Origin of the sequence: Pseudomonas sp. RL_5y_Pfl2_73 (genome assembly GCF_963970515.1) — a bacterium.
Lineage (GTDB): Bacteria > Pseudomonadota > Gammaproteobacteria > Pseudomonadales > Pseudomonadaceae > Aquipseudomonas.
This window is the reverse complement of the sequence record NZ_CAXAPD010000007.1, coordinates 207,462-229,998: the sequence shown is the minus strand read 5'-3', so window position 1 is coordinate 229,998 and position 22,537 is coordinate 207,462. Positions and strand designations below refer to the sequence as shown.

General features: G+C 61.2%; 14 protein-coding genes. 3 read left to right on the top strand and 11 right to left on the bottom strand.

What is annotated here, in order from left to right; genetic code table 11:
- Positions 1-51: 51 nt before the first annotated feature.
- From AACY42_RS09640 to AACY42_RS09630, 3 genes are all read right to left on the bottom strand, one after another.
- Positions 52-1,632 carry an aldehyde dehydrogenase (NADP(+)) gene (locus tag AACY42_RS09640; RefSeq protein ID WP_339478883.1) on the bottom strand — a complete coding sequence of 527 codons (1,581 nt, stop codon included), beginning with the start codon at positions 1,630-1,632 and terminating at the stop codon, positions 52-54.
- A 12-nt stretch (positions 1,633-1,644) separates the two neighbouring features.
- Positions 1,645-2,637: an AraD1 family protein gene (gene araD1 / locus AACY42_RS09635; protein WP_339478882.1), complete on the bottom strand. Its 993-nt coding sequence runs from the start codon at positions 2,635-2,637 to the stop codon at positions 1,645-1,647.
- 224 nt (positions 2,638-2,861) lie between these two features.
- On the bottom strand, positions 2,862-4,184 hold the full coding sequence (locus tag AACY42_RS09630; RefSeq protein WP_339478881.1) for an MFS transporter: 1,323 nt from the start codon (positions 4,182-4,184) through the stop codon (positions 2,862-2,864).
- 194 nt (positions 4,185-4,378) lie between these two features.
- Here AACY42_RS09630 and AACY42_RS09625 point away from each other — a divergent pair, with 194 nt between their 5' ends.
- The 3 genes from AACY42_RS09625 to AACY42_RS09615 all read left to right on the top strand — a co-directional run bounded on the left by AACY42_RS09625 (position 4,379) and on the right by AACY42_RS09615 (position 11,907).
- Positions 4,379-6,115: an IlvD/Edd family dehydratase gene (locus tag AACY42_RS09625; RefSeq protein WP_339478880.1), complete on the top strand. Its 1,737-nt coding sequence runs from the start codon at positions 4,379-4,381 to the stop codon at positions 6,113-6,115.
- A gap of 264 nt (positions 6,116-6,379) precedes the next feature.
- Positions 6,380-7,105 (top strand): FadR/GntR family transcriptional regulator, encoded by a 726-nt coding sequence (locus AACY42_RS09620; protein WP_339478879.1) that lies wholly within the window; start codon positions 6,380-6,382, stop codon positions 7,103-7,105.
- 113 nt (positions 7,106-7,218) lie between these two features.
- On the top strand, positions 7,219-11,907 hold the full coding sequence (locus tag AACY42_RS09615; protein WP_339478878.1) for a dermonecrotic toxin domain-containing protein: 4,689 nt from the start codon (positions 7,219-7,221) through the stop codon (positions 11,905-11,907).
- 171 nt (positions 11,908-12,078) lie between these two features.
- Here the strand turns inward: AACY42_RS09615 and AACY42_RS09610 are convergent, their stop codons facing one another.
- The 8 genes from AACY42_RS09610 to AACY42_RS09575 form a co-directional block, all read right to left on the bottom strand.
- Positions 12,079-14,454, bottom strand: coding sequence for an efflux RND transporter permease subunit (locus AACY42_RS09610; protein ID WP_339478877.1), 2,376 nt, complete (start codon positions 14,452-14,454; stop codon positions 12,079-12,081).
- Between the two features lie 43 nt (positions 14,455-14,497).
- The gene (locus tag AACY42_RS09605) at positions 14,498-15,550 is read right to left on the bottom strand and encodes a WD40/YVTN/BNR-like repeat-containing protein (protein ID WP_339478876.1); all 1,053 of its coding nucleotides are present in this window, start codon (positions 15,548-15,550) and stop codon (positions 14,498-14,500) included.
- 395 nt (positions 15,551-15,945) lie between these two features.
- Entirely contained in the window at positions 15,946-18,603 is a 2,658-nt protein-coding gene (pepN, locus tag AACY42_RS09600) for an aminopeptidase N (protein ID WP_339478875.1), read from the bottom strand.
- Between the two features lie 13 nt (positions 18,604-18,616).
- Positions 18,617-19,447 carry a DUF2797 domain-containing protein gene (locus AACY42_RS09595; RefSeq protein ID WP_339478874.1) on the bottom strand — a complete coding sequence of 277 codons (831 nt, stop codon included), beginning with the start codon at positions 19,445-19,447 and terminating at the stop codon, positions 18,617-18,619.
- Positions 19,444-19,704, bottom strand: a complete 261-nt coding sequence (locus AACY42_RS09590; RefSeq protein ID WP_339478873.1) for a YeaC family protein — start codon at positions 19,702-19,704, stop codon at positions 19,444-19,446. Before AACY42_RS09590 ends, AACY42_RS09595 begins: the two co-directional genes overlap by 4 nt.
- A gap of 72 nt (positions 19,705-19,776) precedes the next feature.
- On the bottom strand, positions 19,777-20,700 hold the full coding sequence (locus AACY42_RS09585; protein WP_339478872.1) for a tetratricopeptide repeat protein: 924 nt from the start codon (positions 20,698-20,700) through the stop codon (positions 19,777-19,779).
- Entirely contained in the window at positions 20,700-21,185 is a 486-nt protein-coding gene (locus AACY42_RS09580; protein WP_339478871.1) for a hypothetical protein, read from the bottom strand. The genes AACY42_RS09585 and AACY42_RS09580 overlap by 1 nt, the downstream gene beginning before the upstream one ends.
- Complete coding sequence (locus tag AACY42_RS09575; protein ID WP_339478870.1) at positions 21,185-22,534, bottom strand: ATP-binding protein; 1,350 nt, start codon at positions 22,532-22,534, stop codon at positions 21,185-21,187. Before AACY42_RS09575 ends, AACY42_RS09580 begins: the two co-directional genes overlap by 1 nt.
- Positions 22,535-22,537: the final 3 nt, after the last annotated feature.

Here is a 22,537-nt window from a genome sequence, read left to right as displayed (position 1 = left end):
CGCGATGAGGCCGGCACATTCAACTTGAATGTAACGGCCTCATCAAGATCGTCAGAGCGCCTCGCGCCCCGGCACCCCATCCACCAACCGCAGGATCCCCAACGGGTTGGCGTTCTTCAGCGGTTCGGGCAACAGGCTGTCAGGATAGTTCTGGAAGCAGATCGGGCGCAGGAAGCGATCGATCGCCAGGGTGCCCACTGACGTACCGCGGGCATCGGACGTCGCCGGGTAAGGTCCGCCGTGCACCATCGAATCACACACTTCCACCCCGGTCGGATAACCGTTGAGCAAGATGCGGCCAACCTTCTGCTCCAGCAACGGCGTCAGTTCGCTGAAACGCTCGAAATCCGCCGGTTCGCCGATCATCGTCGCGGTCAGTTGCCCGTGCAGGCCGTTCAGCGCGGCAGTCAGCTGCGCCGGGTCCGCGACGTCGACAAACACCGTAGTCGGACCGAACACTTCTTCCTGCAGCGCCTCGTCACCGTTGATCAGCAGGCTGGCGTCAGCCTTGAATAACTGCGGCCGGGCCTGGTTGCCCTGCTGCTCGCGCCCGGCCAAATGTTCGATGCCCGGGTGCGCCAACAGTTTCTGCAGGCCCTTGCCGTAGCTTTGCAGCGTACCGGCGTTGAGCATGGTCTGGGGCGCCTGGTCGCCGATCAGCGCGACCACTTGCTGGGTGAAGGCAGTGAACTGCGGCGAGCGAATACCGATCACCAGACCCGGATTGGTACAGAACTGACCGCAGCCCTGTACCACCGAGGCGGTCAAGTCTCGCGCGACGCTTTCGGAGCGGGTTTCCAGCGCTTGCGGCAACACGATCACCGGGTTGATGCTCGACATCTCGGCAAACACCGGGATCGGTTGCGGCCGCGCGGCCGCCATGTCGCACAGGGCCCGCCCGCCCTTGAGGGAACCGGTGAAGCCCACGGCCTGGATCGCCGGGTGCTTGACCAGCCATTCGCCAACGCCACCGCCGTAAATCATGTTGAACACACCGGCCGGCATCGCGGTCTTTTCCGCCGCACGGAGGATCGCATCCGCCACCTGCTCGGCGGTCGCCATGTGGCCGCTGTGGGCCTTGAACACCACCGGGCAACCGGCCGCCAGGGCTGAAGCCGTGTCGCCACCGGCGGTGGAAAATGCCAGGGGGAAGTTACTGGCGCCGAACACCGCCACCGGCCCCAGGCCAATGCGGTATTGACGCAGGTCCGGACGGGGTAACGGCGTGCGCTCAGGCAACGCCCGGTCGATGCGTGCACCGTAGAAATCGCCACGGCGCAGGACCTTGGCGAACAGACGCATCTGGCCGCTGGTACGACCGCGCTCGCCCTGGATCCGTGCCGCCGGCAACGCGGTTTCACGGCAGACCACGGCCACGAACGCATCACCCAACGCGTCCAGCTCATCGGCAATGGCCTCGAGGAACTCGGCCCGGCGCACGGCACTCAGGCTGCGGTAGGCCGGGTAAGCCGCTGCGGCAGCCTTGGCGGCGGTGTCGACTTCTTCTGCCGTGGCCTGGACGAATTCATGGGGCAAGGCCTCGCCGGTGCTGGCGTCGACGCTCTGCAAGCGAGTCTGGCCGGCTGCGCTGCGCGCCCCGCCGATGTAGTTGTGGCCAAGGATCTGGTTCATCGCAAGTCTCCTTTAAAGTGTGCCGATAGTACCCGGGTTGAACACCGCGTCCGCAGGGGCAATGCCGTTGACCAGCGGCGCGCCGAATTCAGCTTGGCTGACTTCGAACACATCCCCCGGTTGCGTGCGGATGCCATCGGCAAACGACAGGGTCGCGGTGCCGAAGAAGTGAACGTGGACGTCCCCCGGACGCAGGAACTGACTGTACTTGAAATGGTGGAATTCCAGGTTTTCGAGGCTGTGGCACATGTTCGCCTCGCCGCTGAGGAACTCGTTCTGCCACAGCACTTCGCCGTTGCGCAAGATACGACTGGTCCCGGACAAATGTTGAGGCAGTTCACCCACGCGAAGTTCCGGGCCAAAACTGCAACTGCGCAATTTCGAATGGGCCAGGTACAGGTAGTTCTTGCGCTCCATCACGTGGTCGGAAAACTCGTTGCCCACGGCAAAGCCCAGGCGATACGGCTTGCCGTCGTGGCCGATGACATACAGGCCGCTGATTTCCGGTTCTTCGCCGGCGTCTTCGGCAAAGGGCGGCAGCGGGAACGGATGGCCCGGGCGGACCACGATGCTGCCGTCGCCCTTGTAGAACCATTCCGGTTGCACACCGGCCTGCCCGGCCTGGGGCTTGCCGCCCTCCACGCCCCACTTGAAGATGCGCATGGTGTCGGTCATGGCCGCTTCGTCGCCGGCCTGCTGGTGCATCTTGTCCCGGGCCGAGGCGCTGCCCAGGTGGGTCAGGCCAGTGCCGCTGACCAGCAGGTGCGCCGGGTCCGGGTGGTCCAGTGGCGCCAGGATGCGCAGGTCACTGAGCAACCGGGCGTAATCATGGTTCGCCCCCAGGCCCAGGCCGTTGACCTGCTGCTCAAGCTTCACGCCCGCTTCGATAGCCGCCAGCGCCAAGTCGCGCACGGTACGCGCGCCCTGCACTTCGCGCACCTGATCGCCCTCGACCACACCGACACGGCGTTCGCCGTTTGGCAATTCGAACTGAACTAAACGCATGGGTTTTCTCCCTGTAAACAAAACTTGAATAGGCGTAGCAGGCTTTTGTTGTGTAGGAGCTGCCGAAGGCTCGGGCCGCGTTCGGACGATCTTTTGATCTTTCGCTCAGGACTCAATTGTCTGGAACAAGATCGCAGCCTCGTTGCACTCGACAGCGCCTACACGCAGTCGAGCGCGAGCAAGCTCCCTCGCCACAAAAGCGCTCTTCCACAATTGCAATAAGTTCAGGTACGCGTCGCCCCCCGGGCGCTGGCGGCGAACGGGTCCGCTGGCAGCACATGCTTGCGCTCCAGCAGGCGATAGACCACACCGGTCAACGCCAGGCCGAACACCATCACACAGGACAGGAAATACAGCCCCGAGGCCAGGTTGCCGGTGTACTCCTTCAGCGTACCGATCACGAACGGGCCAATGTAGCCGCCCAGGTTGCCCACCGAGTTGATCAGCGCAATGCCCGCCGCCGCACTGGCGCCGGCAAAGAACCGCCCCGGCAAGGTCCAGAACACCGCCGTGCAGGAGAACAGCGCGAACGCCACCAGGCACAACGCCGCCAATTGCAGCACCGGCACCGACAACCAGGCGCTGAGGAACAGGCCGATGGCGCCCAGCACGTACAACACAGCCAAGTGACCGTAACGGTCATTCAAACGGTCGGAGCTGCGGGGAATGATCAGCAAACCGATGATGCCGAAGATGTACGGCACCGACGACACGAAGCCGGTCACCAGGTCGCTGCCGCCGAACTGCTTGATCAGCGTCGGCAACCAGAGACCGAGGCCGTAGATGCTCAAGGTCACCGGCAGGTAGAACAGCGCCAGCAACAAGACACGCTTGTCCTTCAGGGCATGCAGCGGGTTGCCGTGGCGGGTCTGACCGTATTCCTCCAGGTCTTTTTTCAGCTCACCGGTCAGCCAGTCCTTCTCAGCCTGGTCCATCCATTTCACTTGTTGCGGGCCATCCGGCAGGTAGCGCAGTACCGGCCAGGTCAGCAGCACCGCCGGCAGGCCGATGACAATGAACAGCCACTGCCAGCCGTGCAGGCCAAGGATGCCGTCCATGCCCAGCAAGCCGCCGGACACGGGGCCGGTGATCATCATCGCGATGGGTTGGGACAGAATGAACAGGCCCAGGATCTTGCCGCGATGGCGAACCGGGAACCACTGGGTGATGTAGTACAGCACGCCAGGGAAGAACCCGGCTTCGGCCGCGCCCAGCAAAAAGCGCATCACATAGAAGCTGTGTGGCCCTTGCACGAAGGCCATGCCGATAGTGATCGCGCCCCAGGTGATCATGATCCGGGCGAACCAGCGCCGGGCACCAAAGTGTTCCAGCATCAGGTTGCTGGGAATCTCCAGCAGGAAATAACCGATGAAAAACAGCCCCGCACCCAGGCCGTAGGCGGCGTCGCCAATACCGAGGTCGGCCCCCATGTGCAACTTGGCAAAGCCCACCGCAGAGCGGTCCACATAGGCAATCAGGTACAGCAGGATCAGGAAGGGAATCAGTTTCAGCGTGATGCGACGTATAAGCCGCAATTCCTGGCTCATGGGACCGGTCTCCGATTGTTGTTGTTATGGAACCTCGGGGGATTTCTCTCGCGAATGACCGCCAGGACAATCCCTCCATTTGAGTCGGACTATATAGTAATACTATTTACTCAACAATACTTCCAAACCGTGCAAATTGCGCTTATGTTACGCTTAATCTAGAACAATATAGTCATACAATAAGAGCATTGATCATGTCTGACAAGAAACCCTCCCTGCGCTCGGCCCAATGGTTTGGCACCGCCGACAAAAATGGCTTCATGTACCGCAGCTGGATGAAAAATCAGGGCATCGCCGACCATCAGTTCCATGGCAAGCCGATCATCGGCATCTGCAACACCTGGTCGGAGCTGACGCCGTGCAACGCGCACTTCCGGCAGATCGCCGAACACGTCAAGCGCGGCGTGATCGAGGCAGGGGGCTTCCCGGTGGAATTCCCGGTGTTCTCCAACGGCGAATCGAACCTGCGCCCCACCGCCATGCTGACCCGCAACCTGGCGAGCATGGACGTGGAAGAGGCGATTCGCGGTAACCCGATTGACGGCGTGGTGCTGCTCACCGGTTGCGACAAGACCACCCCCGCCCTGCTGATGGGCGCCGCCAGTTGTGACGTACCGGCCATCGTCGTTACTGGCGGGCCGATGCTCAACGGCAAGCACAAAGGTCAGGACATCGGCTCGGGTACCGTGGTCTGGCAATTGAGCGAACAGGTCAAGGCCGGCACCATCACCCTTGACGATTTCCTCGCGGCTGAGGGCGGCATGTCCCGCTCAGCCGGCACCTGCAACACCATGGGCACTGCCTCGACCATGGCCTGCATGGCCGAAGCCCTCGGTACCTCCCTGCCGCACAACGCGGCCATTCCGGCCGTGGACGCACGGCGCTATGTGCTGGCCCACATGTCCGGCATGCGCGCCGTGGAAATGGTTCGTGAAGACCTGAAACTGTCGAAGATCCTGACCAAGGAAGCTTTCGAAAACGCCATCCGTGTCAATGCGGCCATCGGCGGCTCGACCAACGCGGTGATCCACCTCAAGGCGATTGCCGGTCGCATCGGCGTGCAACTGGACCTGGACGACTGGACCCGCATGGGCCGCGGCATGCCGACTATCGTCGACCTCCAGCCGTCCGGGCGCTTCCTGATGGAAGAGTTCTACTACGCCGGCGGTCTACCCGCCGTGCTGCGTCGCCTCGGCGAAGCCAACCTGATTCCCCATCCGAACGCTTTGACCGTCAACGGCAAGAGCCTCGGCGAGAACACCAAGGACGCACCGATCTACGGCCAGGACGAAGTCATTCGCACCCTGGACAACCCAATCCGCGCCGACGGCGGTATCTGCGTGTTGCGCGGTAACCTGGCCCCCCTCGGCGCGGTGCTCAAACCCTCCGCCGCCACGCCTGAGCTGATGCAGCATCGCGGTCGCGCGGTGGTGTTCGAGAACTTCGACGAGTACAAGGCGCGGATCAATGATCCGGAACTGGATGTCGATGCCGGCTCGATCCTGGTGATGAAGAACTGCGGACCCAAGGGTTACCCAGGCATGGCCGAAGTGGGCAACATGGGCTTGCCGGCGAAATTGCTGGCCCAGGGGGTGACCGACATGGTGCGTATCTCCGATGCGCGCATGAGCGGCACCGCCTACGGCACCGTGGTGCTGCACGTGGCGCCCGAAGCCGCGGCCGGCGGGCCGCTGGCAGCCGTGAAGGAAGGTGACTGGATCGAACTGGACTGCGCCAGCGGCCGCCTGCACCTGGACATCCCCGACGCCGAACTCGCGGCGCGCCTGGCCGACCTCGCACCACCGCAACAACTGCTGGTGGGTGGTTATCGCCAGTTGTACATCGACCATGTGCTGCAAGCGGACCAGGGCTGTGACTTCGACTTCCTGGTCGGTTGCCGTGGCGCCGAGGTGCCACGCCACTCCCATTAACCCCTAAGAAAGTACTGTGTAAGAGCCGTGTAGGAGCTGTCGAGTGCAACGAGGCTGCGATCTTCCCCCAAACACTTGAATCTCAAGCGAAAGATCAAAAGGATCAAAAAGATCGCAGCCTTCGGCAGCCCCTACACATGTCCAGCGGGAGTAAGCGCTCCCTCGCCACAAAGATCACCAGGCCCAAGGGTTTGGCCTAATGAATATCCGCCGCGCCTGCTATCATGCGCAACACTCCCCTCGCACAGGATCGCGCCACGTCCCATGGACTACCGTAAACCCTCAGACCGCAAAAGCATGCACGCGCGCATCGTCCAGGAACTGGGCATTCAGATCGTTTCCGGGCGTTTCAAACCCGACGATAAACTGCCCGCCGAAGCCTTGTTGTGCGAAGAGTACGCGGTCAGCCGCCCGGTGCTGCGCGAAGCCACGCGGGTACTGGTCGCCAAGGGCCTGGTGTATTCGCGCCCGCGCGTGGGTACGGTGGTCAAGGCCCGGCGGGAATGGCACATGCTCGACCCCGATGTGCTGCATTGGCTGATGCAGAGCAGCCCGCAGAATGAATTCTTCAACCTGCTGACCAGCGTGCGCAGCATCATCGAACCGGCCGCTGCCGCCCTCGCCGCCCAGTTTGCCGACAAGGCCGACATCGCCGCCATCCGTCAGGCCTACCAGCGCATGGAGGCAGCCCCGACCCCCGAGGCCATGCTGCAACCGGACCTGGACTTCCACAGCCGCATCGCCGATGCGACCCACAACGACCTGCTCGCCAACCTCTGCAACATGTTGTCAGTGGCCATCGCCGAAGCCCTCAAACACTCCAACCGACGGCCCAACCTGCATGAGCTGGCGATGCCACGGCACAAGGCAATCCTCACCGCCATCGAGAACCGCGACGCCCTCGGCGCCCGCCATGCCACGCTGGTTCAACTGGACGATGCCCGCAGCGCGCTGAACGTGGTACTGGGCAGCGATCCCGACCAGGCCTGACATAACGCAGGCCCAACGGGTGGTATCTATATACCGCCCGCAGAGCAAGGGAATCCCGACACTTGACTCTCGCCGTCATCCCGACGGCCATGAGCTCAGGAAAAGGACTTCTTATGACCTCGCCCACACCGGCCGACAGCCCCTCCGAGTTGGCACAAAACATCAGCCAGCAATTTGCCAGCCGCCCGACCTTCGAGCAGGTCGTGCAACAAATGCTTGAACAAGCCATCACGGCAAAATACCCCTCGCTGACCATCGACCTCTCCAAGACCCAATTGGCAACACCGAATGCAGCCGTTCGCGCCTGGAACTTCCAACCCTTCATGCCCCTTGTGCTCGACTACCTAGCCCTCAACACACCCGTGGATTTCGGTTCACGGGGCAGTCTTGACTGTTATCTTTCCGACTCGGTTCCACACCGCCTTTGGTCAGGCGATGAAAAGTTGGACATGCAGGTCATCAAAAAGCTGTTGCTTGAACTGCCCTGGACCCTACCGATCGGGCTGGAGGATGCACTGACCCGCTATTGGAACACCGACATCAGCACCCACGCCCAAACCGACACCGATATCCGCACCAGCCGCTGGCAATGGCTCAGCGACACCCTCAAAAACCTGCTGCATATCCGTGGGCTGCAACAGCCAGGCCTCACGGAACCAGCACGCGAGACCCTGGACCAGATCGTCCGCTGGCCGGACCGTGAGCAACGCTTCAGCCGCAATACGCCCCCCGTCTATGCCTACAGCCTGGAAAGTACCCTCACCCAGGGCGCCTCCAGCACCGTACTGCCCAGCAACGAGATCCTCCTGCTTCATTACACACGCTACGGGCTCATCATTCTGCTTTGCAGCCCCGGCAGCGCCGTGCAGTCCTTCGCATCGATGGACGCCTTCAATCGCCATTGGGGCGAACGGATCGCCAGCCGCTACATTGTCGACACCGTCACCTGCCAACGCTACGAGATCGGCGGTAATGCCTTCGACACCCAGGCCGCCCTGATATTGGAGCAGCAATTGGCCGACCTGAAGGCGGTGCAATTGCCCTCCCGGATTGGCCTGCAAGACCTCAAGACGCTCTACAACGAGTTAAGCGACCCGGTCCGCTATCTGCGCGACGCGCCACGCCTCACGCCCGAAACATCGACACGACTCGAGCCGCTACTGCCCGAATGGTTGAAACAGGCGTCCCTGGCCGATCAAACAAGGTTCCAGCGCTACAGTCTGGCCCTGGCCAGTGCCAAAAAACGCGATCAAGGGCGAACCTCCCTCAGTGACCTCAAGACTTTTACGGCTGACGCTTTACTCACGCTGATGAGCAAAACCAATGACAGCAGCCCGGCCAAGGCTCACCCCAGCCAGTTCCAACCCGACGATGTGGCGCTGGTTTTCACCGTCTCCGCGGGGTATCCGGGGACCGTCGGCATCAGTGAGAAAAGAACGATGAGCCTGACTCAGCTGACCATCGACAATCTCGTTGCACGCCCCAGTGGGCACCTGACACTCAGCCATCGCCTGGGTCTGGCGTTGCCTGCCTGGTTAACGCCGGACTTCATTACCCGCAAGGACGGGCTGATCGAACAGGCGGACATCGGCATGACCTATCCTCGTTATCTGCAACAGGAACTGTTGAGCGACTCGCCTCAAGCGCAGGAATACCAGCGAATGTTTGCCGAACAGCTCCCGGCGCAGTTGCCGCTCGAAGCACTGCAACAAACGCTCAACAACGAAAACGGCATGACCCGCCAAGGGTTGCGTCTCATTGAGGCCCTGCTGCAACCCGACGCGGCTGGTCGGCAGGTTGACGGCCGCCCCGTGGTCATTCGATACCTGGCCTTCCTGCGCAAGCCCCAGGCCCGGCCCGACATCGTGACCAACATGTTCATCGTCGAGGCACAGGACATCGAAACGGGTCCACACCTTTTGTACCGCCCCCTGTACGCACCCTCGCTGCTGGCGTTCCCGACGCGCCAGGCCCTGTTGCAGGCCGTCGCCGCCAAAGGGGATTTGCAAAACAGCATCCTGACCTGGATGTCCGACAGCGCACGCCCGGTGTATGCCAATGGTGGTTTCGCGGAGCCACACATTGTGCGTTTTTTCCAGGGTGACGAATTCAATCGTCCCGAAAAACCCGCTCCGGCGACACTCGCCACCCATGGCGCCAACGACGAACTGCTGCAATACCTGCACAAAGGCGAACTGATGCAGTACCTCTATGGCTGCAACGCCCAAGCGCTGGTCACCCAGGCCGACCGTCATTCAGTTTCCAACAGCGAAAGCCGCTGGGCGGTGTTTCTCCAGGGCGGCAGCCTGCTGTTCAATACGCTGCTGTTTCCGTTGCTGCGTGGCCCGGCCATGTCCGTCGCCTGGCTATGGAGCCTGATGGCCAGCGCCAGTCATAATATCCCGGCCCTGAGCAGTGAAGATCCGACGACACGGGAACTCGCCGCCGTCGACTTGCTGGTCAACCTTGCCATGCTGATGAGCCAATTTCCCTCCGCCCGTGCGCCCTCTCGTGCATCCGTGCCCAAATCGGTCAAGGAACAAGCGATGCGCTCCCCCGCACCGCGTGTTGTCGAGCAGCAGTGGCCCGCACCCGCCTCGCCGAGAATCTTGGAAGGGTCCGTTGCCTTGCCCGGCGAACAATCCGAAGTCGCCAGCAGGACCCTCGATCTCAGGTACTCCACTCCCCGTTTCAATTTGACGCCGGAGCAACGCACCCGCATAAGGCGCATGCAGGTACTGCACCCTGCGTCACTGCCTGAGCCGATTCAATATGGTCCTTTCAAGGGCTTGTACGTGATCGGCAACAAATGGCACGTATTCATGCAAGACAGCCTGTATCAGGTCAGCCCGGATCCGGACGGCAGCACCACGATTGTCGATCCGCTCGACCCCGCACGAACGGGTCCTGCGCTGCAATCAGACATTGACGGTAACTGGTCTATGGACCTGCGTTTACGCCTGCTGGGAGGCTCTCCCCCCAAACGCGTGGCGGACCAGCGTCGTCTCAATGCCCAAAGAGCCGCCGATTTGACCGGTGAGTTAACGGATTACCTCTCCCAGGAGTCCGGGCGGGGAAAAGCCCTGGACATCGCCCAGCAAGTGATGACGAGGCTCGAAGAAGCAAGCGCTTATACCGAGGAGCAGCGCGCACCCAAACGAAAGGTGTTTTATGACCTGCTCAACGAGCAGACCGACATCTATTTGAAACTGCTGGACAGTGCGCCCGAGCGCGCAAGGCTGGGCATTGGCTTGCCTTCTGCAAGCGTCCGCGGGCTGATGGAGAATGTCGTCAACAATGCCCGCAAGGCCTTCCTGATGGTGGAAATGGATCAACGGGCCCTCAATACCGCTCACCCGCAGTTTTTCGGAGCGTTTGTGGAAGAAGACGTGGCTCGCGACATGCAGCGCTACGTGGAGTTCCTCGAAGCCATGAGCGACATCAATGATCGCGCCATCCATTGGCTGCAACTCAAGGATGAGTACCTGGAGAAGCTATTGAACCTGGATTCGGTGGGGGCCCAAGCGTTCGACCGCCTGACCCGCGGCCGTCCGCAGAATGAAAGGAATGTCATAGGCACCAAGGCCCTGCAGTTGACCGCCCTGCCGATACTGGCCATCAAACACCCCGAAACCGACTTGCCCGATAGCCTGTATCGCATCGTCAAGCCATTGGCCGAGCAAGTACGCTCCCACGCCGACCTGCAACTGTATGACCTGAGCGCCTCTGAGCAGCTTGAGGTACTGACCAGCCTGACCGAGCATTATGGCGAAGCCCTCGACGCCTTGCAGGGCACGAAAACCCTTTATGCCGACGATATCAACGACGCCTATTTCGAGAAGCTGACCACGCTGCTTGACAGCCTGTACCAGGATGCGTCCGGCAAACTGGCGGCAGAAGTCAAACCCGAACCGACACCGCGCAAGCGCGCGCCCAAACGCCCCAAAGCACCTTCCGGAAGCCCTCAGAAAAAGGTGATCAAAACCCGAAAGAGTGGCGCTCTGATTGGTGACCTGAAACCTGCCGGCACCTCCTTGCCAATTGAAGTCGTCGAGTTGCGCTCCCAAGTCGACGATCAGGTGCTGGCCACCTATTCGCGTCACGACGACGTCTGGGACGTTGTCGACGTACGCCGACCGGCTCGAGCCCCCAGGACCCGATCGGTCAACGCGATCAAGGGCGATGCCCGAACTCTGCTGGAGGAGCTGGAAGAACGTCTTCGCCGCGCTGAAAGCTATAAAAAGCGTTGTCGTCATCCTCAGGAAATCGAGGAGATCATGAACAATGAGGCGAGTCGCTTCCGCTCGATCTCGGAAGAACTCGACAGGGCCTTCTCAGCCTCACAAACGCCACGCACGCCGGCCGATCAAGCGCTGGTCAGGCAGTTGACCGAGGCCATTTCCAGACTGACGTCCAGGGGCAGCGCCCTGCGTGTCGAATTGAGCCTGCACCTGCCGCCCACCGACGGCAACCTCCAGTACCTGTTCGAAAAGAACCTGATACAAGTCGCTCGACTGGGTGAGCGCAAAGCGTTGAAAGGAGCCCGCAAGGACCTCCTCCAGGAATATGCCATCAACAACCGTGACGGCTTCCCCCTCTGGTACGCGCATTTTCACTACGAAAAAATCGATACGCCGAAAGCCGACTACAGCGTCGCCCACCTGAAAACCAAGGCACAACGCCGGGAAGACTATCACTCGCTGCTCGCCAAGGCGGATAGCCCTTACGCGGTGGTGAATGTGCATCGAGGGAACATCGGCAAGCTCATGGCGCAGAGCAAGTTCTTGCCGTTGGCGCCCTGATTGTGCACCTCAAGCGGATGTGATTGTGGCTAGGAATGATCAGTGTCTGAGCGGCAAAAAAACCTGTGGGAGCTTGCTCGCGATTGCGCACTGACATTCAACACCTTCATTGACTGTCACACCGCTATCGCGAGCAAGCTCGCTCCCACATTGGGCAGATTCTACCGTCGATCAATGAGCAAACAACGAATTGCCCTTCTGCCCCGCCAGTTTCTCAGGCTTGATCAGGAACCGCGCCAACGCCGGCAGCAGCCACAGCGCACCGAACATGTTCCACAGCAACATGAACGTCAGCATCAAGCCCATGTCGGCCTGGAACTTGATGGCCGAGAAAATCCAGGTGCACACACCAATCGCCAGGCACAGGCCGGTGAACAGCACGGCTTTTCCGGTGGACTTCAGCGTCTGGTAGTAGGCTTCCTGCAACGGCAACCCGGCCCGCAGGAAACTTTCCAGGCGGCTATAAATATAGATTCCGTAGTCAACGCCGATGCCTACGCCCAACGCCACCACTGGCAGCGTCGCGACCTTCACGCCAATGCCCATGAACGCCATCAGGGCGTTGCCCAGCACCGAGGTCAACACCAGCGGCAACACGATGCACAGCGTCGCCGCCCAGGAACGGAAGGTGATCATGCACATGGTCGCCACGCAGATGTACACCAGGATCAGGATGGTCAGCTCCGATTCCTTGATCACTTCATTGGTGGCCGCTTCGATACCGGCGTTGCCGGCGGCAAGGATGAACTCCAGGCCATCGCGGTTGTTTTCCTTGGCGAAATCCTGCACCACCTTCACGGCGCGGTCCAGGGTCTCGGCCTTGTGGTCGTTGAGGAAAACCAATACCGGGGCCACGGAGCAGTTGTTGTTGTACAGGCCATCGGCCCGGGCAATGGAGTTGTTCAGCACGACAGGGTTGCGCGACAGGGTTTCCCATTTCAGGTTCCCCTCGTTCATGCCCTTGATCACTTGCTTGGACACGGTGACCAGGGAGATCGCCGACTGCACCCCCTCGGTGTTCTGCATTTTCCACATCAACTCGTCGATGGGTGCCATGGCCTCATAGCGTGAGCAGCCTTCAGCTTTGGTCTTGACCATCACCACCAGGACATCGGAGCTGGTGGAGTAGTTGCTGATAATGAAGTTGTTGTCCTGGTTGTAGCGCGAGTCTGGACGCAACTCCGGCGCGCCCTGGTCCAGGTCGCCGATTTTCAGGTTCTGGCTGTACCAGAGACCGCCACCGAAGGCGATAAGGGCCAGGACCACCGAGACCGGCGCGACCTTGGCGCTGGCAAACTTCGACAACAGACGCCAGAACGGGTGCTCACGCGTCGCGTCCTTCTTGCTACGCTCGATGGCACGCTTGCTGATGCCGACATAGGAAATCGCCACCGGCAACAGAATCAGGTTGGTGAACACAATCACCGCCACGCCGATGGAGGCACCGATGGCCAGTTCGCGGATCACGCCGATGTCGATGATCAGCAGGGTGATGAAGCCCACGGCGTCCGCCAGGATCGCGATCATCCCCGGCAGGAACAACTGCCGGAAGGTGCGCCGCGCCGCTGTCAGGGCGTTGTCCGCCTCGCTGGACTGCAAGGCAATGCCATTGATTTTCTGTACCCCGTGGGAAATGCCGATGGCAAAGATCAGGAACGGCACCAGCATCGAGTATGGATCCAGGCCGAAACCGGCCGCATGCATCAGCCCCAGCTGCCAGCCCACGGCCACCAGGGTGGTGGTCAACACCGCAACGGTGCTGCGCATGCAGTTGGTAAACCAGTACAGCAGGATCAGGGTGATGACGAAGGCCACGCCGAAGAACAGCACCACCATGATCAGCCCGTCGATCAGGTCGCCGACCTTCTTGGCGAAACCGACGATGTGGATCTGCACATTCGGGTTCTGGGCTTCGAACTTGTTGCGGATCTTGTCTTCAAGCTCGTGGGAAAACTTCCGATAGTCGAGGGCGAGCAATTTGCCTTGGTCCTGCGGGTCGGGATAGGACTCCAGCAGTGGGATGTCGATGATGCTCGACTTGAAGTCGTTGGCCACCAGGCGCCCGACCTGACCGGACTTGAGCACGTTGTTGCGCAGCAGGTCGAGGCTGTCGGCCGAACCGTTGTAGCTCTGGGGAATCACCTCTCCGCCGGCAAAGCCCTCCTCCGTCACTTCGGTCCAGCGCACGCTGGGGCTCCACAATGACTTGAGCCCGGAACGGTCGACACCGGAGATGTAGAACACCTCGTCGTGGATCTGGCGCAGGGTCTCCATGTAGTCCTTGGAGAAAATGTCGCCGTTGGTGGCTTCCACGGAAATGCGCACCGTGTTGCCCAGGTTCGCCAGGTCGTTGCGGTGCTCGAGCATCTTCTGGATGAAGGGGTGCTCGAGGGGGATCATTTTTTCGAAACTGGTGGAGGGCCGAATCAGCGTGGCCTGCCAGAACAGAAAGATACTGACCAGCAGGCAAATGCTGATCACTGCCGGGCGGTTATTGAAAATCAGGCGTTCGAGGAACGTCGCCTTGTCTTGGTGATGACTGCTCATGGGGTCCGCCTTCTTGTTTTTATGCCCGTCGTGCAGGCCTGACTCATTTGCTCAGTTCGGCGCCGGTGGAGGTGGTGGCGCGCACGCCGCCTTGCCCCGCCAGGATCAGGTTACCGTTGCCTGCCGCCGTGACGGCCGCCACGGAGATTCGGTCCGGGCGGTTGAACACGCTGAAGGTCTCGCCGTCGTCGGTACTGCGCACCACGCTGCCGCCATTGCCGACAATCACGATGGAACCGTCCGCCAGCAACGTGGCGCCCGACAGGCCGAATTCCAGGTTGCCCCGGGCGGCCTTGAGCTCGACCTGCTCCCAAGTGCCGCCAAAATCGGTGGAACGGTACAGGTTGCCGCGCAAGCCGTAGGCCAGCAGCGTAGAAGGTTGGGCGGTGCCGATGATCCCGAACAACGAGCCTTCATACGGGCCTTCGACCTTCTCCCAGGTCTGGCCCTCGTCGGCGGAGCGGAACATGCTGCCGGCCTCGCCGACAATGAACAGCCCGGCGTCTTTCACGGCCGCGATCGCGTTGAGGTGGAACTGGTCTTCGTTGTCGAGGCGGTCGCTGGCGTCTTCCCAGTGCTTGCCGCCGTCAGTGGTTTCCAACAGTGCGCCGTAGGCACCCACGGCGAAACCGTTGCTGAGGTCCTTGAACCAGACGTCCAGCAGGGGTGCTTCGCGGGTAAGGTCTTCGAATTGCTTGGTCCAGGTGCTGCCGGCGTCATCGCTGGCGAGGACCTGCGCATCATGCCCCACGGCCCAACCGTGCTTGTCGTCAACGAAAAAAACTGCGGTGAGCAGTTGGCGGGTCGGCACCTTGGCCTGGGTCCAGGACGTGCCCTGGTCATCGGAATAGACAATGTGCCCACGATCACCGACCGCCACCAGGCGCTGGCCGGCGTGGACCACATCGAGCATCAGGGTTTTGCTGGCCTTGGCCGATTCGACGGAATAGATGACATCGGACGTCGACGCTGCAACAGCCATCACCGGTGCCGACAACAGCGCAGAGCCCAGCAGCGAGAGCGCCGAAGCCAGCAACGCGACTCTGCGCAGCATCGGCGGCCGGCTGCGGCCCACAGCCATGACAGGCTCATTCATAGACCTTTCCCCCATTATTATTGTTATGGCTTGGTACGTTGCCAGTCCTGGAGCATAGTCCTGAAACCTGCAATCTAGAGCCACTTAGCAAGCGGAACCTATCCTATCGGGCTTTCGAAAGGTCTGACAATCGACGCCGCGTTATCTTTTGTTAACCACGGGGCTATTGGCCAAGGGTGAATCAGAAGACATTCGTGAGGGTGATGAATGTGGCGAGGGAGCAAGCTCCCGCTGGCCTCTGTAGGAGCTGGCGAAGCCTGCGATCTTTTGAACTTTCGCTTGAGACTCAAGTGTATTGGGAAAGATCGCAGCCTCGTTGCACTCGACAGCTCCTACAGAGCTCCTACAGCCAGCGGGAGCAAGCTCCCTCGTCACAAAGGTAAGGCAGTGCCTGTTTATGCCAGGCTCTTGCTCACCACCTCGAACACATCGGCGGACAGCCCGCCGGACGCCTGGATGCGCTCCAGCTCGGCTTTCATCAGCGCCTGGCGGGCGCTGTCGTATTTGCGCCAGCGGGTCAGCGGGGCCAGTTGCCGGGAGGCGATCTGCGGGTTGAAGCCATTGAGCTGGATGACCAGGTCCGCCAGGAAGCGATAACCCGACCCGTCGGCCGCGTGGAAATTGATCAGGTTCTGCCCGGCAAACGCCCCCACCAGCGCCCGCACCTTGTTAGGGTTCTTGATGTTGAACGCCGAGTGCTCCATCAGCGCCTTGACCCGCGCCAGGCCACCCGGCAACGGGCTGCCGGCCTGGACGCTGAACCATTGGTCCATGACCAGCGGGTTACCCTTGAAGTTTTCCGCAAACACTTCCAGAGCCTTGGCCTTCTCGGCTTCGAACGGCGAGTTGACCAGCACCGCCAGCGCGGTCAGGCGCTCGGTCATGTTGTCGGCGGTGTCGAACTGCTCCAGGGTCGCGCTCAGCACCTCAGGCTTGTCGGTGAGCATCAGGTACGACAGGGCGATGTTCTGCAACGCGCGACGGGCAAAGTGCTCGGCCTCGGCCACGTAAGGCGTTTTCTTCGACAGGTCGCGGTTGGCTGCATAGCGCAGCCACAGGGCTTCAAACAGATTCTCGGCCAACTGCTGGCGGGCGAACTCACGGGCGGCATGGATCGCCTCGACGTCAGCCACTTCGCTGATTTCCGTCAGGTAGGCTTCGCTTGGCAGCGAGAGCATTTCGGCGACCATGGCCTGGTCCAGGGACTCGTCCGTCAGCACGCTGCGCAGCGCACTGACCAGGCGCGGATCCAGCGTCAGGCTGGCGCCCTGCTGATGCTGGGCGATCAATTCCTGCAACACCTGCACCGACAGCTGCTGGCCGGCATCCCAACGGTTGAAGCCGTCGCTGTCGTGTTGCATCAGGAACATCAACTGGTCGCGGTTGTACGGGAAGCTCAGTTTCACCGGTGCCGAGAAACCACGCAGCAACGAAGGCAGCGGTTGTTCGGCGACGTCGACGAAGGTGAAGGTCTGCTCGGCTTCGGTCACCGAGATCACCCGGGACGTGCCGTTTGCCACCGCCTCACCGGTCAGGCGCAACGGGATCCCGGCGCCCTGGCTGTCCAGCAGGCCCAGTTCCACAGGAATCACGAACGGCAGTTTTTCCATCTTGTCCGGAGTCGGCGGGCAACTCTGACGGAAGGTCAGGCTGTAGGTCTTGGCAGCGGCGTCGTAAGACTCGCTCACCGCCAGCCGTGGCGTACCGGCCTGGCTGTACCAGCGCTTGAACTGGGCCAGGTCGACGCCGTTGGCATCTTCCATGGCCTTGATGAAGTCATCGCAGGTCACGGCCTGCCCGTCGTGGCGCTCGAAGTACAGGTCACTGCCCTTGCGGAAACCCTCAGGCCCCAGCAGGGTGTGGATCATGCCAACCACTTCCGAGCCCTTTTCGTACACGGTCAGGGTATAGAAGTTGGAGATCTCGATGAAACTGTCCGGCCGCACCGGATGGGCCATGGGGCCGGCGTCTTCGGCGAACTGGTGGGTACGCAGGTACGCCACGTCCTGGATGCGCTTGACCGTGGCGGAGTTCATGTCGGCCGAGAACCCGGCATCGCGGAACACGGTGAAACCTTCCTTGAGCGACAGTTGGAACCAGTCGCGACAGGTCACGCGGTTGCCCGACCAGTTATGGAAGTATTCGTGGGCAACGATCGCCTCGACCCGCTGGTGAGCGGCATCGGTGGCGGTTTCGGCGCGGGCCAGCACGGCGCTGGAGTTGAAGATGTTGAGGCCCTTGTTCTCCATGGCGCCCATGTTGAAATCGTTGACCGCGACAATCATGAAGATGTCCAGGTCGTACTCGCGCCCGTAGACCTCTTCGTCCCAGCGCATCGACTTCTTCAGGCTGGTCATGGCGTGCTGGCATTTGTCGATGTTTTCCGGCTCGACGTAGATGCGCAGCGCCACGGTGCGCTCGCTCAGGGTGGTGAAGGTGTCTTCGACGCACCACAGGTCGCCGGCCACCAGGGCAAACAGGTAGGCAGGCTTTTTGAACGGGTCTTCCCAGGTCGCCCAGTGCCGGCCGTCTTCACCGGGGCCGCTGGCAATCGGGTTGCCGTTGGACAGCAGCACCGGGTAGCTGTGCTGCTCGGCCACCACGGTGGTGGTGAACGTGCTCATCACATCCGGGCGGTCGAGGTAATAGGTGATTTTGCGGAAACCTTCGGCCTCGCACTGGGTGCAGAACATGCTGCCGGATTTGTACAAACCTTCCAGAGCGGTGTTGGTTTCCGGGTGGATCCGGACGGTGGTGTCGAGCGTGAAGGCCTGAGCCTTGGGGTGAACGGTCAGGTGGCTGTCGTCCACTTGATAATCGCCCTGCCCCAGGTCGGCGTCGTCGAGCTTGAGCGAGAGCAGTTCCAGATGCTGGCCATCGAGCACCAGCGGCGGCAGCCCGGCACCACGCTCGGGGTTGCGGCGCATCACCAGTTGCGCATGGACCAGGCTGTGGTCCTCGAACAACTCGAAGGTCAGGTGCGTCTCATCGATCAGGTACTCAGGGGCCTGATAGTCCTTCAGGTAAATCATCTTCGGTTGTTCGGTGCGCATGGGTCGAATCCTTCTACTGATGCACGGCGAGCTGGTAGGCCGTGTATTTACGAATGTTGATCACGCCGGTGTCGAAAATCAGGTATTGACCCTTGATCCCCAACAGCGTGCCTTCGGCGATCGGGTTCTTGTCCAGGTTGAAGCTGACGATCTTGGCCGGGTATTGCTCCACCGGATAACGGATCTCGATGGGCTCGACGTCCGCTATGGTCTGGATCGCTTGCAGGCCGAATCGTTCCTGCAAGCCCTGCAATCCCTGCGCGCAGCTTTCGAACAGCGAGTCGCGGATCGCCGGCAGGTCCACCGCCACGGCGTCGCCCTTGAGCAAGGCGCGCCAGTTGGTCTTGTCCGCCACTTGGCTGCGGAACAGGTCTTCGACAAACCCCGATTGCTGGCGGGTGGCAACCCGCAGGATCGGCAGCGCCTGGCTGGCACCCTGGTCAAGCCAACGGGTCGGCAATTGCGTGGCGCGGGTGATGCCGACTTTCACACCCGAGGAATTGGCCAGGTAGACCACATGATCGGTCATGCAGAACTGTTCGCCCCAGGCCGGGTCACGGCAGGTGCCCGCCTCGTAATGGCAACGCTCGGGGCTCATGATGCACAGGTCGCACTGGGCCAGTTTGGTCATGCAAGGGTAACAATAACCCTGGCTGAAGCTGGTCTTGGTCCGGCGCCCACAGTGGGTGCAGTGGATTGCACCGAGGTACTCCAGGCGCACCGTGCTGCCGATCAACGGGTTGACCGGCACCTCGAGATCGTCCAGGCGAAAGGCGTATTGAACAGTCGGCCCGTCAAGGCGCGCCGACATTTTGCTGATTGCACCGCGGCCAATCTCGATCAATGGATAGCGTCCGACTTGAACAGGATATTCGGCACTTCAGTGGACTTCGATTGGCATTCCTGCGCGCCCATGTAGCCAGTGCGCTCGTCTTCGGGCAGGTTCTGGATTTCCCAGGCGATCATCGCCTGCAGCGACAGCTCACGCTGCTCGGCGGTGAGCTTGTTGCCATCGGCCCATTTACCGATTTCCACCGCCAGTTTCAGGCTCCGGTAGATGTCGGGGGTGATGTTCTGGATCATTTCTGCAAAAGACGACATGTTAAGCAATCTCCAATAATGTCGTGGTTTCCAAGGCAAAGCACGACTGACAGCCGTGTGGATACCCGCTATTTAGAATTCCCTGGAAAGCTTGACCTGGGCCAGCTCTTTTTCCAGGGAGCGCCTGAATATCTGTGGCGCGGCAAAGGTGTACGCGGCAAACCCCAGCCATAGCCAATCAATCGCCTGGGCCACCTGTGGGTAGCCCTGGGCCGTCAGAATGATGACCACTACCCGATAGACCACGAACATGAGCAACAGCACCACAATGGCGCGACTGGCGCTGCGCTCGGTCATCCAACTGTTGAATCGCCACCATGTTCCCAAAAACAGGCTGCTGCGAGCCTTGACGGCGGTCAGTAAGTGCAGCGCGGCCCGGTCATTGGCGTTTTCCTGCAGGGCCCAGATGGCGTGCTCGCGCGCGCCCTCGACGTCACCTTCGCGCAACAACAGGTGCCCGAGCACCACCACGGCCCCGGTATGCCCCGGTTCGGCCTGCAAGGCCTGGCGGGCGAACTGATGCGCCTTCCCCCAGTCGCCGCAGGCACGATAAAACTGAGCCATGGCAACCAGGTTGGACGCATCGTCGGGGGCCAATTCCAAGGCTTTTTCCAACGGCTCGCGGCTTTGCTCCAGACGGCCGGTCAACTGGTAAAGGTCGGCCAGGGTGCGGTAATTGACCGGGTTGAGCGGTTCCATGTCCAGCAATTGGGTCAAATGTTCCTGGGCCAGCTTGAACTTGCGCAGGGCAATGGCAACCTGGGCGGCGGCGTAATGGGCGAGTGGTAGTTGTGCATCGGCCGCCAGCGCCAACTGCACCTCGTGCCTGGCAGCATGCACGCGTCGCAGGTTGATCAAACAGACCGCCAGCAACGCATGGGCTTCGGCCGAATCCGGATCGCTCGCCAGCAATTGGCGCAGCGCGTCGATGGCACCGTCGTAATGGTCGACCTGCAAGCGTTGATACGCCAGTTGCAGCAGATAATCGGTATTCATCAGCTCACCACCAGATACCAGAGAGTGGCAGGCACCCACTTGATGACCATGCCCTTGAGCACGAACGCGCCAACCAGCACGACTGGCAAGCCAAAGCGGTTCAGAACGCCACCATAGTACTGGTAGATCTCGATGGTCGCGTTTTGCTGCATGAACAACAGGTAGCCGATGGCAAGTTTCCAGACCACCAGGATCAACAAGGCGTATTGAATCTGCGCCTGGCTCTGGATGTAGCCCGCATCCACCAGCTGCAGCAGCACCACGCCGATGATCAGGCTGCCCACCAGGCAAAGGCCGGCCAGCAGCCACTCACGTAAACGGGTCGGACTGCCCACCGCGATGGCGTTGAAGACAAACCACGGCAAACCGAGCCAGGCGCCCCCCAGCATCAGCCCCAGCAGCGGCCAGAAAGGTGAGACGGCCCACTTGGCCAGGGCGCCCGGACGCGGTTCGTCTTCGATGCGATAACCACCATACTGCGCCATCAACGGCCCTTCCCATGTTTGTCTAGGAAGGCCAGCACCTCGTCGTACTGGTTGCCTTCATTGGCGTAACGCGCGTAATTGCGCGCTGTGGTCAGCCATTCCAGGGTGGTCGCCCGTACTTCCTTGAGCGCCTGCTTGAAATGTCGGTCGCAGATCGGTTGCTCGCTCGCGCCGCTGATGGACTCTTCGATCGCTTCGTCAGCGGCGGTTTCCACCAACTCCCCCAGGTCCGCACCGGAAAAGCCCGAGGTGTTTTTCGCCAGGAACGCAAAGTCGATGTCTTCTGCCATCGGACGGCCTTGCATCATCAATTTGAGCATGGTTTCCCGGGCCGGCCGGTCTGGCGGCGGCACGAACAGCACCCGGTCAAAACGCCCCGGGCGCCTGAAAGCCGAGTCCACCGACCAAGGCACGTTGGTTGCCGCGAGAATCAATACGCCGTGATTATCCTTGGTAAACCCGTCCATCTCGGACAGGAACTGGCTGACCAGCTTCGAAGACGTCGAGTCCCGGGTATTGGAGCGCTTGCCCCCCAAGGCCTCGACTTCATCAAAAAACATCACCGCCGGTGCCTGGGCACGGGCCTGCTCGAACAGCGCGTGCAACTTGCGCTCGGATTCGCCGATGTACATGTCCAGGACATCGGAAATGGCCACGTTGAAGAACGTCGCCTTGCACTCCCCGGCCGTGGCTCGGGCCAGCATGGTCTTGCCACACCCTGGGGGCCCATAGAGCAAGACGCCACCGCCGACCCGCTTGCGAAAGCGCTGGAACAGGCCGGGCTTCTGGTAAGGCAGGATGATTTTCTTGTGAATGGTCTTCTTCAGTTCGTCCAGGCCACCGATGTCATCGAAGGACAGGACCTCCTTTTCCGGCACCAACAGGCGACTGACCTCGGTCTGGTCGGTGTTGTCGTTGGAGATCACGCGCAACCGCGGACGCCCCTGTGCAGCGGAAAAGTCGGTCACGGATACGTTCAACCGACGCCATAGCGCCATGTCCTCAAGGGCCGGGTTGGCATCGACCGCGGCGCGGTATTCCACCTGGGCCTCCTTCATCTGCTCCAGGGCCGCAAAGGCGCGCGCCCTGAGCATCCGCGCAGCAGGCTCATCGCCTTCAATCAGGCGAAGGGCCCGTTGCGCCTGACCCGCGGCGATACATAACCCGGCCGCAGCCATTTTCAAGGCCTGGGCATCGATCCATTGCTCAAGATCGGCAGGCAGCAACTCAAGCCCGCGCGCGTACTCACTGCGCTCGACACTGGCGTTGAGCAGCAGTGTCAGCAGCGCGAGGTTACCGGGCGCGGCAAGGAGTGCGGCCTTCAGTTGGTCGAACGTCGAATCATCCATGGC